The sequence below is a fragment of the Natronorubrum sediminis genome (assembly GCF_900108095.1).
GTDB lineage: Archaea > Halobacteriota > Halobacteria > Halobacteriales > Natrialbaceae > Natronorubrum > Natronorubrum sediminis.
The window spans coordinates 233,860-247,448 of sequence record NZ_FNWL01000003.1 but is presented as its reverse complement, the minus strand read 5'-3'; the positions used below and the strand labels follow the sequence as shown (position 1 = coordinate 247,448).

9 protein-coding genes and 1 tRNA gene are annotated in these 13,589 nt (G+C 57.9%); 4 read left to right on the top strand and 6 right to left on the bottom strand.

Annotation, left to right across the window (positions count from 1 at the left end):
* Positions 1-262: 262 nt before the first annotated feature.
* The gene (locus BLW62_RS14860) at positions 263-1,420 is read right to left on the bottom strand and encodes a thiolase family protein (RefSeq protein WP_090507814.1); all 1,158 of its coding nucleotides are present in this window, start codon (positions 1,418-1,420) and stop codon (positions 263-265) included.
* A 973-nt stretch (positions 1,421-2,393) separates the two neighbouring features.
* Between BLW62_RS14860 and BLW62_RS14850 the strand changes: the two genes are divergently transcribed.
* Positions 2,394-3,923, top strand: coding sequence for a class I adenylate-forming enzyme family protein (locus tag BLW62_RS14850; RefSeq protein ID WP_090507812.1), 1,530 nt, complete (start codon positions 2,394-2,396; stop codon positions 3,921-3,923).
* Positions 3,924-4,227: 304 nt separating this feature from the next.
* Complete coding sequence (locus tag BLW62_RS14845; RefSeq protein ID WP_090507811.1) at positions 4,228-4,713, top strand: Lrp/AsnC family transcriptional regulator; 486 nt, start codon at positions 4,228-4,230, stop codon at positions 4,711-4,713.
* 87 nt (positions 4,714-4,800) lie between these two features.
* Here the strand turns inward: BLW62_RS14845 and BLW62_RS14840 are convergent, their stop codons facing one another.
* The 4 genes from BLW62_RS14840 to BLW62_RS14820 all read right to left on the bottom strand — a co-directional run bounded on the left by BLW62_RS14840 (position 4,801) and on the right by BLW62_RS14820 (position 9,506).
* Positions 4,801-6,642: an archaea-specific SMC-related protein gene (locus BLW62_RS14840; RefSeq protein WP_090507810.1), complete on the bottom strand. Its 1,842-nt coding sequence runs from the start codon at positions 6,640-6,642 to the stop codon at positions 4,801-4,803.
* 2 nt (positions 6,643-6,644) lie between these two features.
* Positions 6,645-7,229, bottom strand: coding sequence for a rod-determining factor RdfA (gene rdfA, locus BLW62_RS14835; RefSeq protein ID WP_342706890.1), 585 nt, complete (start codon positions 7,227-7,229; stop codon positions 6,645-6,647).
* Positions 7,230-8,756: 1,527 nt separating this feature from the next.
* A tRNA-Ile gene (locus tag BLW62_RS14825) sits at positions 8,757-8,830 on the bottom strand.
* Between the two features lie 67 nt (positions 8,831-8,897).
* Positions 8,898-9,506: an FxsA family protein gene (locus BLW62_RS14820; protein ID WP_090507807.1), complete on the bottom strand. Its 609-nt coding sequence runs from the start codon at positions 9,504-9,506 to the stop codon at positions 8,898-8,900.
* Between the two features lie 192 nt (positions 9,507-9,698).
* On the opposite strand from BLW62_RS14820, the gene BLW62_RS14815 reads away from it, so the two are divergent.
* Both BLW62_RS14815 and BLW62_RS14810 read left to right on the top strand, forming a co-directional pair.
* Positions 9,699-11,345, top strand: a complete 1,647-nt coding sequence (locus BLW62_RS14815) for a DUF255 domain-containing protein (RefSeq protein ID WP_090507806.1) — start codon at positions 9,699-9,701, stop codon at positions 11,343-11,345.
* 81 nt (positions 11,346-11,426) lie between these two features.
* Positions 11,427-12,230, top strand: a complete 804-nt coding sequence (locus tag BLW62_RS14810) for a TrmB family transcriptional regulator (RefSeq protein WP_090507805.1) — start codon at positions 11,427-11,429, stop codon at positions 12,228-12,230.
* Positions 12,231-12,328: 98 nt separating this feature from the next.
* Here the strand turns inward: BLW62_RS14810 and mptA are convergent, their stop codons facing one another.
* Positions 12,329-13,261: a GTP cyclohydrolase MptA gene (gene mptA, locus BLW62_RS14805; RefSeq protein WP_090507804.1), complete on the bottom strand. Its 933-nt coding sequence runs from the start codon at positions 13,259-13,261 to the stop codon at positions 12,329-12,331.
* Positions 13,262-13,589: the final 328 nt, after the last annotated feature.

The window sequence follows — 13,589 nt, the reverse complement described above, 5'->3', positions numbered from 1 at the left end:
GAGCGGAGGCGAATTTTCCGCGCCCTCCTAACCCGGCGTCGAACGCGGCAGTTTCCGTCTCTCGACTCGCATCAGACCGACTCGGTTCGCTCGCTCATCGCCCCACCAATGGTGTCACCTCAGTCGTCTTCTGTCGACACGTATGGGCCTCGGACTCCGTCCCGATTCGGTCGATCCGTGGCGATCGAATTGTCCGAGTGCGGCGTTCGTCTCGACGTCGTCTACCCGATCCGATCGAGACGGCGAGAAGAGAATCGGCGCGTTAGACGCGCTCGATGATCGTCGCGATACCCTGCCCGAAGCCGATACACATCGTCGAGAGCGCACGATCCTGACCGGTGCGCTCGAGTTCGTGGGCGAGTTTCGTAGTGAGCATCGCCCCGGTCGCCCCGAGTGGGTGGCCGTGAGCGATCGCGCCGCCGTTGACGTTGACCTGTTCCCAGGACGCGCCCGTCTCCTCGAGCCAGGCACCGACGACGGAGGCGAACGCCTCGTTGACCTCGAAGAGGTCGATGTCCGAAATATCCAGGTCGGCTTGCTCGAGGACTTGCTTCGTCGCCGGAATAGGGCCTTTCAACATCGTCACGGGGTCGACACCGACGACCTCCGTCTGGACGATTCGAGCCATGGGTTCCCAGCCGTGTGCTTCGGCCGCCTCTGCACTGGCGACGAGCAGCGCCGAGGAGCCGTCGACGATTCCCGAGGAGTTGCCGGGGTGGTGGAATCCATCCCCCTCCTCGCGGAACGCCAGCGGCAGGTTCGAGAGCGTCTCGAGGTCGGTTCCGGGACGCGGGTGCTCGTCCTGTTCGATAACGATCTCTTCTCCCTCGAGTTCGGTCTCGACGGGAACGACCTGGTCGTCGTACCGGCCATCTTCCCACGCCTCGCCCCAGCGGCGCTGTGAATCGACGGCGATCTCGTCGAGTTCCTCACGTGAGAGGTCGTACTCCTCGGCGATCCGTTCGGCACCCTCGCCCTGATGGGTTCGTTCGTCGAAATGGTCGAAGTACGTGTCCGTGAGTCCACTTCCCTCGCCGCCGTCCGATCCCATCGGCACCCGAGTCATGTGCTCGACGCCGCCCGCGATCAGCACGTCGTGTTGACCGGCCATGACGTTCGCCGCGGCGAAATTGAGCGCCTGCTGGCCCGAGCCACACATTCGATTGAGTTGCACACCCGGAACGATATCGCCCCAGCCGGCGACCATCGGCGCGAGACGGCCGATATTGAGTCCCTGCTCGTCGATCGGCGAGACACAGCCGTAAATGACGTCTTCGATCGTCTCGGGTTCGAATCCGTTACGTTCTCGAAGCGCCTTCAGTGGCTCTGCCGCGAGGTCTTGTGGGTGTGTATCTCGAAACGATCCGTCCCGCTTTCCGAACGGGGTCCGTACTGCGTCGACAATCACTGCTTCTTTCATTGATGCGTGTGCCAATACCACCCGCGGTAGTAATAGGTTTCGTTTGTATTCGTCGTGCGACAGGTCACACGCTGAATAGCCCGTTCAGAGAGCATTGAACCGGTTGGACCGACCGAGATTCTTGTGTGAATGAGTCGCAATCCGTGTCGAGGGGGCGTATTCAGCGTTTGCGCTCGCAAGTTTCTCAGGAACCACACACTGATCGCAAGAAGCGTTCGAATTGTCCCGGGGTCACGTCTGTGTTGCCACTCGAGGCAGTGAGACAATGGTCGAAAACTGTTGGCATACGATGGTAGCACGGTGATAATTGAGGAGAGTTTCTTCAAATACCGCATATAAAAAGAGAATGATTAACCATTTGTGCGGCAGTAACAGACAATTCCGCTAGGGAAACATACAAACGGTCGGACCGCACACCTTGACCCACGCACCCATGGTAGAGAAAATCACACTCACGCTCGTAGACGGAATACCGCCGGATTCGAGAGTGTACCATTACGACGAACTCCCGGAACGTGCGAAGGAACGGTTTCCCCGTCTAATCGAAACTGACGAACGAGATATGGCAACTCCTAAACAGATTTGCAACACGTTCGAGTCGGACGATATCATCAAGTTCACCGACTACTATCGGATCACGGTTCGTCAGGAGTCGTCTCGAGTGTGACTTCTCGCTCACGAGTCGCGGTGCTGGCCACGATGACCACGGTGGGACGTTCGTAGCCCGATACGCATCTCGAGTCAGCGTTAGAAACCGGGTTCTGTGAGTCGTCTCCGTCGCTGTGAGAACGGCGAGGGTGAGTCGTGTGTCGCCTCTCTCTGGTACGGAAGAAATTGTATCGACCCAACCGGGACATGGATTTCCTGCGAACTCGGTCAGTAGATACCAAGGTCGTACCGATTGTCTCCTAGACGTCTCCCCTGTTCGAACCGTCGTCACAACTACTATTACGCTACTAATGAGAACACGAACATGGACGGGCTGACTCTTGGAGACCTCGCAGAGACGAATGCGCGCAAGTATCCCGACGACGACTGCCTCGTTTCGCTCGTCGATGGAACTCGAGACTCGATCACGTTCCGCGAGTTCGACGACCGGGTGAATCAGGTCGCTCGAGTGCTCGCTGACCGCGGGGTCACCGAGGACGACCGAGTCGCCGTTTACATGCAAAATCATCCGGAGACGATCTACTCCTACTACGCTGCGATGAAACTCGGGGCCCTGCCGGTACCGATCAACCACCGGTTCAAAGACGAGGAAGTGGGCTACGTTCTCGAGGATAGCGGCGCGTCGGTGTGCCTCTTCGACTCCGAGGCGAGGGAAACGATTTCGACGGTCGCTAGGAACGACGACGTACAGATCGGTGAATACCTGTACCTCGGAGCGGACGTTCCCGCCTTTGCCGACGGCCTCGATGCCGCCCGCGATGGTGTTTCCATTGATCGCGTCGACGTCGTGCCGACTCGACTCGACGCCGCCGCGCTCATGTACACGAGCGGGACAACGGGGAAACCGAAAGGCTGCGTCCTCACTCACGACAACGTCATCCAGAACTCCGTGAACACCGTCTACAGCTGTCATTTCGAGGAGCAGGAAGATCGATTTCTCGTCGTTACCCCGCTGTTTCACATCGCGGCGTTCGCACTGTTCAATAACACCTTCTACTGCGGATCGACGACGTATCTGATGAACGAATTCGATCCTGCTCGTGTGATGGAGGTCATCGAAACCGAACGCATTACCGGCTCGTTTTTCGTACCGACGATGAGTCGAGCGCTACTCACTGTCGACGAGTTCGAAGACTACGATCTCTCCGCCTTCGATCACTACATGACCGGTGGCGCACCGTCCGGCGAAGAACTCAAAACAGCGATTATCGAATCGTTCGACACGAATCTCTACGAGGTGTTCGGCCAGACCGAAACGTCCCCTGTCACCTGTCTGCTCGGGCCAGAACACGCACTCGAGAAGCCAGACAGCATCGGGAGGGAGATCGTCAACGTCGCCGTTAAGATCGTCGACGACGACGGGGACGAAGTGGATCGCGGCGATATTGGTCGAATCGCGTACCGCGGGCCGACCGTGTTCGAAGGGTATCTCGGAATGCCCGAAAAGACCGATGAGGTGTTCGACGACGAGGGGTACTTCGTCTCTTCTGACCTCGTCCGGCGGGACGAAGACGGATTCCTCCACTTCATCGGGCGATACGACGATATGATTATCTCTGGCGGAGAGAACATTCACCCCGCCGAAATCGAGGAAGTCTTGCACGAACACGCACAAATTTCGGAGGTCGCCGTTGTCGGCGTTCCAGACGAAGCGTGGACCGAGCGCGTGAAAGCGGCCGTCGTACTCCACGATGGCGAGTCGCTGACCGACGCGGAGGTCAGCGAGTACGTCGGGAGCCATATTGCCGACTTTAAGAAGCCCCGTGAGGTCGAGTTCCACGAGGAACTACCGCGAAATCCGACCGGGAAGATCCTCAAAGATGAACTGATATGAGACGCCGTTGCGCCTCGATACCGTAGAGTAGGGGTACAGCTGGTCAGGAGAGTATCTACCGGTACGTCACGAGACGAAATTTGTTGACCGGTATTCACTACCAGGTGATTTACGCCTGCCGCGTGCGATGCATGATCAGCTGTCGCGTGCTAACTGCACGCAGAAGGCAACTGAGAATGCATGGAGACTACAACACCGCCTCAATATCAAAACGGTAATTGAGTTTGTTCTAGTGTATCGATGGAGTACGTATCGACGGCAATCGTCTAGCGATTTTAAGGCTTGGTAGCAAGAGTATTCAACCATGACTGATCGCTCCGACGATACCGTTCTCGAAATCGACGAGATCGACCGACGAATCCTCGAGATCCTTGCGAACGATCCTCGAAGCCCGTACGCAGATATTTCGGACGAACTGGCACAGCACGGAATCGAACTCAGTAGCGAAGGGGTCCGCCGACGCGTGACGACGTTACTCGACGACATGACGAGTTTCTTTCTCCCTCGTCCGGAACGCAACAGTTGGGAAATCGTTCTCGTCACGATCAAAACCGAGAACTGTGAGAACTCGAAGCGAGATGCGTTCGAAGCGATGGCAGACATGGATTTCTGGTTCGTCGCCGAAGGATTCGGAACCATCGACCTCTACGGGATCATGACCGCGAAATCGAATTCGGAAATTGGAGACCTGCTCGTTCGTCTGGAGGCCCTCGACTCGGTGAGAGAGATCAATCACTTCATCGAAACGGATCGAGCCGTGAATATTAGGAACTACCTTCCAGTTTATTAATAAGCGACACAACAATTGGATCGCCCCCGGCCAATGCGCGAGTGCTGTCGGTGGTGGGAGGTGCGAAACGACAACCCTGAGGTGAATTTAGACGGGTGGTTCGAACGTGATCGTTTCGAACGCGGTATCGACCGTGGATTCCGGGTGTACCGTCGCTAGCAGATACTCCGTCTCGTCGGCGAAGTAATCCACGAGACGGCGTGTCCGTTCGGCGTCGAACGCACCGAGCGAATCGAGGACCAGTACTGGTGTGACCTCGTCGACATCGTACGTGATAAACCCAGCCAACGCGAGAACGAGACCGATCATTTCACGCTCGCTCTCTGCGAGGTGCTCGATCGAGTCCGATTGGACCTGGCCGTCGACTTCTCGAGCAATGACGAGTTCGAATGTACCGTCGAGCCAGACGCGCTCGATTCGATCGAATTCGAGGACATCGAGCAGATCGTCCATCGTGTCGTTGAACACCGTTTTGAGTTCGTTCTCGAGGTTTTCGATCCGATCAGTTAGCGCCGTGATTTCTTCAGAGAGTTCGTCGACCGCCTCTCGTTTTTGTTGGAGCGCAACACGTTTGTCACGGAGCGATTCACAGGTCTCTTCGAGTCGCTCGATCTCTCGGCGAAGCGTCTGGATTCCGACCCTCGTCTCCTCGATCTCGTCGGTCAGTTCCGATCGTTCAGAGCGCTGGTCGGCAGCCTGTTCAGCGATCTCGTCGTCGAGTTCTTCGAGTTGTTCTCGGATCGACTGGCGACGCTCGCGTTGCTCCTCGAGGGAATCACGACGACTCTCGAGTTTCTGTTCGACGTCTCGTTTTTCCGTCTCGAGCCGTTGTATTTCCGACTCGGAGCGTTGGACCTGCTCGATCTGCTCGGTGAGTTCTTCGATCTCCGGTTCACGGTCTCGTTTTCGTCGTTTATCTGTTTCGACGAGTTCCGTCAACTCGGCAACGGTCTCCTCGATATCGTCGACGGGTGACGATCGTCCACACGTCCAACAGGTCACTTCATCTCCCATTAGCCCCGAATCGCGTCCGAGCACGCCGGTAAACTCGGAGTTGAGCATTTCTCGGTTGGTGGTGAGCGCCGATTGGAGGACGTCGAGGCGCTCACGGACCTCGTCGAGTTCAGATCGGGCGTTCTCGCGTTCTACTTTGAGTGTCTCGACGTCGGTTTCTTCGACAGCCTCGCGGGCGTCTTCGAGATTTTCTTCGATTTCGTTTGTGCGCTGTTCAAGGCGGTCGGCAGCGGCCTCGAACTGTTCGATCTGTGAGTCACAGTCGGCTTCGTCAGACCGTAAGTCCGCACGCTCCTCTCGTAATTCCTGGAGGGTGTCGTCGGTATCAGTCGTTTCCTGTTTCGCGTACAACGTTTCGAGCGTCGATTCGAGTTCGTCGAGTCGGTCGCGTTTGTCCGTGAGTTCCTGTTCTTTGTTATCGAGACGGGTATCGATATCACTAGTCGACTCAATTTCGTTGGTAAGCTCCCGCTTTCGGCTTATTTTCGACGACCGCTCCTCTTCGAGTGCTTCGATGTTTATCGGCTCTTTGAGCAGCGACTCGACGTCGTCGTTACGGGTGACAGCGCTCCTGAGCGAATTAGTTTCGAGTAATCCTGCAAACCGCTTGAGAAGGGTGGCGTCGTCGGAATCGGTAACCCACGCCTCACCATCCGTCTCGATACCGGCCGTCGTTCGCTTCGCAACTCGCTCGACTTGCCTATCACCGACTGATAACTTCACGCGGGCTTCATCCGCGCCGCTTCGGATCGGAACCGACCTCCCTCCGAGTGCGAAGAGGAGTCCCTTGAGGAACGAACTCTTGTTCGCTGCGTTCGGGCCCTGAATGAAGGTTGCTCCCTCAGTAATAGAGATTTCTTTTCGTTCGATACCCCCAATATTTTCTAGTTCAATTTGAAGTGTGTGATCAGACATGGTTAGTCATCGCAATCACAAACGTAGCCCCGTCGGATCGCTCGATCCGCGGGAACGCGCGTGTGACAGTTTTCGCATTCGAGTTCGACGTTCACAGAAACCGTAATCTCACTACCCGTGCTCAGCTTCCCTTTATTTTGAAGCGAACGAACAGCTTCCTCGATTTTCGTCGTCGCGTGATTTTGGGATATTTCAATCGCTTCCCGTTCCCATTCGCCACTCGAGAGTTCGACATCGGAATCAAGACAATCCTTTAGATGGGTCCGAATGACACCGTAGGAAACGAAGTCCTTCCGCAACTGCTCGGTCGGAACTCCTGCGTTCGATAACTCAGTAGCAACTTCCTCGGCAATCGCTTTCTCTGACTGCAGTCGCTCGTACTTCGATTCGGCTTCATCGCCGAGAGTCGAAAGACCTGCACGGTCCATTTCACGACGTAACATCAGCGTGTTGAACCAGTCCGCAAGTTGCCTATAGCCTTTTCGCTGAGATTGATCGGCTTGCCACTGCTGAAGTAGTTGTTTTTCGTATCGCTCCATACCATATTCGTCTAATATTCGACAAACTTTACACCCATACCCACTCATCACTCGTGTTTTTCACCCATTCTAGATAAGCACGTCGGTTCAAATCACCACACTAATAGTTTGAGTTTACTATCAATGGCCCTGGTGAGTCATTAGAGCGCGTCGACTTCGACCGATAGAACGAGGAAGAGACAACGAGAAACCGCCGATGCCGGTGTCGGGTAGTGTACACTTCACGAAGAACGCAGTCACGGTGGCTACAAATGCTATTGGTGGTCGTACGGATCTTCTCGAAGAGGCACGCGACCGCACCACCACCTCGCAAATGAGGAAGAAGTGTCGTTTACGGACCTCGAGGCGGCAGTGTAGAGCCAGTAAGAATGTGTTCGCCGGTAACTGTGGCCTCAGACACGAGCCGGCACATGCCCGGGCGTCTGGGGCCGTCCACCACGAATATCTTTGTGACACCCCTATAGAGCAGATTCGGAAGAGATACCGAGCGCTGTAGACCGCATATTAGAGATGACAGGAATAATATCTTTATTTCAGATTGTCACTACCGATAGTTCACAGTAGAAGTTTCTACTCAATATATTCCTCGTTATGATGGATCATCTCGACCAAATCTTTGTCGGAAATTGCAAAGTGCCCTCCGACAATGTGGTGAGAGGAGCCAATACAACGGCTCTTGGCTGCAATAACGCACAAGAACGGCGTTGTGTCGACTGAGTTAGCCAAATAGTGCGACGGTCAACAACGAACGGTCGATAGTCGGCGCAAGCGACTCATCGGTGTGGAATCGCTCGAGCAGGCCGTTTCTGATATACACCCAGTCTGGGAGAAAGCGCAAAACGAATTCGCAGAAACGGTCCACGGACCACCAGAGAGAGTCGAGATTAACCGCCAACATAGACGCCGACGCTCGTCCAACAATATCTCGACGAAACCAACGAACTCGAGATTAAGACGTTGGAAAGGGTTCGATCGTCGTGCTAAACGGGGTCGCGCATTCAGGCGTCGGCCGTCACAGGCCGTTGAGCCTGTAATAGCCTCGGCTTCGTTACGTCACCAGTGGCCGATTCCGAACTAAATTCGGTTACAGAGTGCTGGAGACTACTACAGACGGTACCCACCAACCGATTCCCTAAGCCACTTGCTGAACTTATAACAGTGAACGACAGCGTCCGTGTCCCACCCCCATTTTGTGTGAGTAATTAATTCTAGTATCCACTGTAGTCGGCACCTCCGCTGGCATCCGTGTGATGAGTGATTGGTCAGTTCGATGTGTATTATAGTAGTGGACAAACTGTGCAAATCGTTCTCTGGGTACTCTACTCACCTACCCGCAAGTTGAGAAGGCGGTTACGCTCCATCTTGACCCACCTACACAGCGCGGAGACCGCCAGAGGTTCGTCTCGTGCAAAGTGCGGTTCAACGATATACGCGACAGCTTTCGACTCGAGTTCGAGAAGTGGCTCACCCGTCAGTGAGCGAGAGAATGCGGAGGGGAGAGCGAAACGTTCGAACACAATGATTCGAGATTCGTCACAGATTCCCGACTCACGAAATTGTTCGTCTGAAAAGTAGTGGGCCAACTCGGATTTGAACCGAGAGCCTCCACCTTATCAGAGTGGCGCTCAACCTGATTGAGCTATTGGCCCGCGTCGCAATCAGTAGTTGCCGGGTGGTACGTTTAAGCGTTTCTTTCTTGGAAGACTGTGAGAACTGCTACCGAGTTGGCTCTTCCCCGTCGTCGTCGGTCGATTCTCCCGACGCGTCCGACGTGCGTTCGTTACCCAGATCGACCGTGTAGGATTGCTGACCACCAGCGTCGACGGAGTAGTCGTCGGCACCGAGGTCGACCGTTCCATCACCACTCGAGCCAGTTTGGGTCTCCTGAGCCATCTCTTCGTCGGGGAAGCCAAACGTCCAGACGTTCCCACTCGCGAAGCCGCCGGTTTTCTTGTCCGCGTAGGGGACGATCACGAAGCGCTTGAGGCCGGCCCGAATCGGGATCCGGGTTAGCGGTAAGACGAGCAAGAAGCCAAGGAGGTCCGTGACTAATCCGGGGGTGAGCAGGAAGGCACCGGCTGCGATCAGGAGGCCGCCGTCTAAGAGTTGGTTCGTCGGCGGCTCTCCCTGAATCATCGAGCGCTGCATCTTCCGGATGGTTCGACGACCCTCGGCACGGACGAACACCATGCCGACGAGCCCGGTCAAAACGACGAGTAGCACCATCCCAACCCAGCCGAGGTACGTCGTCTGGCTAACGACGACTGCCAGGATCACCGCATCCAAAAACGGGATGAGCATCAACGCGAAGAGCCACCGGAGCATGCCACGATATAGCCGGTGGAGGGTGAAAACGCTTTACTCTCGTGTCTCACTCGGCGAGGCGGCCACTCGGCTCGTCGCCACCCCAGCTATCGGCGACTTGGTAGTTCAGCAACTCATCGATCCATTCTCAAAACCGGGCGACGCAGCCGGTTCGAACGAAGGGCTTACGCGTGCGACACTCGAGGCTCCCGTATGGACGATCCGACACGCGTCGAGTGGCGCGAGTGGGGACGGGAGGCCTTCGACGAAGCGGCTGATGCCGACGTTCCGCTCTTGCTCTCGCTCACGGCGACGTGGTGTGACCACTGTCACGAGATGGATGCAGAAACCTACGCGGAGCCGCGAATCGCGGCACACGTCAACGACAGTTTCGTGCCGATTCGGGTCGATGTCGATCGGTATCCACGCGTTCGCGACCGGTACAACATGGGCGGTTTTCCCTCGACGGTTTTTCTCGCACCCGACGGCTCGGTGCTAACCGGTGCGGGGTACCTCGGGCCCGACGGCATGCGACAGGTGCTCGACAGCGTTCGGACGATGTGGGACACCAAGGGAAGCGGCGCTGGACGGATCCCGCGTCCGCTTCGCGAGGACAACCCGCCCGCGGGTGAGCTTTCTGGCGACGTCGAGGCCGCGATGCTGGGCCAGCTCACGGAGGCGTACGACGAAACTGCCGGTGGCTGGGGCCAACAGCCGAAGTTCCCGCTTCCGGACGCCCTCGAGTTCGCCCTCAAACGCGACCAGCAGATGGCGCTGCGTTCGTTCGACGCGGTGAGTGCGAATCTGTTAGACGAGTACGACGGCGGCTTCTATCGGTTCGCGACCGACCGAGACTGGACCGGCTTGCAACACGAGAAGCTGCTCGATTCGAACGGTGCGCTCGTTCGTGCGTTCGCGAACGCCTACCTCCACACGGGGAAAGACGAGTATCACCAGCCTGCTGAACGGACGATCGAGTACCTCACGACGACGCTGTGGAACGACGACGTCGACGCCTTCGCGAACAGTCAGGCTCCCGGTGACGACGATGCGCACGGACTCGACGCGACCGACCGGGCCGACGCGGACGAACCGCCGGTCGACGACGGGGTCTTCGCCGGGTCGAACGCGCTCGCTATCGAAGGACTACTGACGTACTACGCCTACACCGACGACGAACGAGCGCGACGGTACGCTGAGCGCGCCCTCGAGACCCTGCGGTCCGATCTCGTCGACGACGGCGTCGTGTCCCACGCGCTCGAGCGCCCCGACAGCGACAACGGAACCGACGCAGCACCGTTGCTCGTCGATCAGGCCCGCACGCTGTCGGCGCTGACGACCGCCACGAGCACGCTCGAGACCACCGTTCTCGAGGAGGCGACGGGCGTCGCGGACGTGACGATCGAGGAACTCCACGACGGGGAGTCGTTCCTCGACGGCCCGACGACGGACGTCGGATTGCTCGATCGGCCGCTGCGGCCCCTCGACGCGAACGTCACGTTCGCGGACGCACTCCTCGAACTGTCGGTGCTGACCGGCGAAGATCGGTATCGCGAGTACGCTCGCGAGACGCTCGAGGCCTTCGGCGGTGCGAGCGACCGATTCGGCGTCCAGATCGCCCGCTACGCGACGACCACGGCGCGTCTACTCGATGGGCCGCTGGTGATTCGCGTCGGAACCGACCCCGGGACCGACCTCCATCGAGCCGCGCTTCGACTCGCCGACCACGAGAAAATCGTCGTTCCGAACGCCGACGACCTCGAGGCGGGGAGCGCCCGAGTCGAACTGGGTGACGACGTTTCGGACGCCGCACAAACGCCCCAGGCGTTGAGCGAACGGGTGCAGTCCCTTCTCGAGTGAGTGAGCGGGTAGAAGAGGGCGATCAGGGGCCGAGAGCAAACCACCACAGCGTTTATACTCCTTCGGTCGGTCAGTCAGCATATGGCCAGTCTCAGGGATCTTGGACTTTCGGAATACGAGGCTCGGGCGTATCGGTCACTTCTCAGTACCGGCCCCACAACAGCAAAGGAGTTGTCACGGGCGAGTGACGTCCCAATGGGGCGGATCTACGACGTTCTCAACAGCATCGAGCAGTACAATCTCGTCCGCAGCCAGACCGCGAGCCGCCCGAAGAAGTACGTCGCCGTCGAGCCGTCGACGGCGTTAGATCGGCTTCTCGACGACAAGAAACGCGAACTCGAGGAGAAGGCAGACCAGTACGAGTCGATCGTCGACGACCTCGAGGACGAACTCGATGCCGCCGAACCGGTCGAAGATCAGTTCTGGACGGCGGCCGTCGGTCCCGACGAAACGGTCGACCTCTTTCTCGAGCGACTGGCAGCCGCGGACGACCACATCGTGATGGTGTCGGCGGATTCGGCCCCCCAGTGGGATTTAGAGACGGTAAGTGAGGAAGTCAGCGCCCAACTCGAGGACGCCCTCGACCGAGGCGTGTCGATAGACGTACTGATGACCCGCGAGATGGTGGGGTCACTCTCCGAAGCGGTCGGTCGACGCTATCGGGAGGCGCTCCAGCACCGAGACGACTTCGACGTTCGGACGAACGACGACGTCACCGGTTCGTTCAACATTATCGACGGCGTAGAAGTCTGTATACAGGTCCCGAACCCCCTCTCCTCGAGCGACGCGTTCGGAATGATCGACCTGAAGGACCCCGAGTTCGCCGCGAACGTTCACGAAGAGTTCGTTCCTCGATGGAGCGAGGCCGAACCACTCGAGTTCTGACGACTGTCGTTCCTGCCGTTGCCGATTGTGTCCGTCGAGTTCGCAACCGGATCGGTTCGAACGCGAGAAATAGCGAGCGCAGTGAATTCGGTGTTGGGTTAGTAGGAGCCGTCGACTTCCTCGCGCAGCGTCTCCATCTCGACCTTTCGCTCGGCGTGGGCGTTGTGCTGGTGGATCGACTCGTCGTTGGATTGCTTCATCGTAATCACGGCATCGTCCGCGAGGTGGTCGAACTCGTCGACGACGCCCTCGGCGAGTGCGCGAACGCAGTCTTCGACGAACTTCGCGTCGGAGTGTGCCGCGTAGGTCATGTGATCTTCGTCGGGTCGCTTCGCGAGATTGTAGATGCGAGCACTCATAGCGTCGCGGGCGATGTCGATAACGTCGTTGAGGTCGACCTCCGGATCACCGTTCGCTTCGACGGTCAGCGTCGCGTGTCCGCGCTGGGAGTGACCCGGCTGTGGGACCTCGTCCAAGAATTCCGTGATCGTCTCCTCCTCGACGCCGAGGTTCTCGAGCGTCTGTTTCGCTCGCGCGGCAGACATGCCCTGCGAGCACGGACAAACGGTCATCCCCGTTACTTCCGCACCGATTTCTTCGCGGGTGCCGTCGTCGGTCGCCGTCGCCGAGGCGATGATATCGACCGTGTGTTGGGTCTCGCGGTCGCTCGCGGGCGTCTGTTCACGGCGCATGAACTCCGCTTCCATCGAGACCTTCGCCGTGGAGGTGTAATCGTGTTTCTCGAGGAGTCGTTCTGCGGCGTCGCCACAGACCTCTTCGACGCGGTAGGCCTCCTCGCGGGTGGCTTCCTCGAGGATTTCGTCGATGACCTCCATGTTGCGGCTCATGTCCGCACCCTTTCGCCACGCCGGGAGGTCGACGAAGACTTCGAATTCAGCAGTCAGCACGATCGGTCGTTTGCCCTCGCGGGCGATCTTGACGAGTTTGTCAACGCCGGTGACGCCCACCTGACTCAGGCCGACGGTCACGTCGGGCGACGTCGCCTGTACGTCCGGAAGCTGGTGACTCATTGTCCGCATTCGGGGGAGGATGCGATTCAAGCTTTCGGAACGGGTGGGTATGGAAAGCGGGTTCCCCGAATCGCTCGAGGAAGGGCGAGTTGACAAGCGCCGCGTCGTCCGACGGCCCGATTTTCTTTAAGTGCTTCTGGTCACAAGGTGTAGATACGACGGACGAACGGTTCTCCTCGCGGTGTCGGTCGGTCCGAAACGTAGTGACTCGAGTTGATCAGTCCTGGGTCTCGAGCTGATCAGCCCCAGGGTTTCGAACTGACCAGTCGGGGTTCCCGAGAACGGACCCCGAAAACTCGCGTCGGAGCCGACTATTCTTTAAGTGCTT

Bases quoted from the DNA above. Each gene is read 5' to 3' on its own strand.
- BLW62_RS14815 (WP_090507806.1), top strand. From the start codon at position 9,699: ATGGACGATCCGACACGCGTCGAGTGGCGCGAGTGGGGACGGGAGGCC.
- BLW62_RS14850 (WP_090507812.1), top strand. From the start codon at position 2,394: ATGGACGGGCTGACTCTTGGAGACCTCGCAGAGACGAATGCGCGCAAG.
- BLW62_RS14840 (WP_090507810.1), bottom strand. From the start codon at position 6,642: ATGTCTGATCACACACTTCAAATTGAACTAGAAAATATTGGGGGTATC.
- rdfA (WP_342706890.1), bottom strand. From the start codon at position 7,229: ATGAGTGGGTATGGGTGTAAAGTTTGTCGAATATTAGACGAATATGGT.
- BLW62_RS14820 (WP_090507807.1), bottom strand. From the start codon at position 9,506: ATGCTCCGGTGGCTCTTCGCGTTGATGCTCATCCCGTTTTTGGATGCG.
- BLW62_RS14860 (WP_090507814.1), bottom strand. From the start codon at position 1,420: ATGAAAGAAGCAGTGATTGTCGACGCAGTACGGACCCCGTTCGGAAAG.
- BLW62_RS14810 (WP_090507805.1), top strand. From the start codon at position 11,427: ATGGCCAGTCTCAGGGATCTTGGACTTTCGGAATACGAGGCTCGGGCG.
- BLW62_RS14845 (WP_090507811.1), top strand. From the start codon at position 4,228: ATGACTGATCGCTCCGACGATACCGTTCTCGAAATCGACGAGATCGAC.
- mptA (WP_090507804.1), bottom strand. From the start codon at position 13,261: ATGAGTCACCAGCTTCCGGACGTACAGGCGACGTCGCCCGACGTGACC.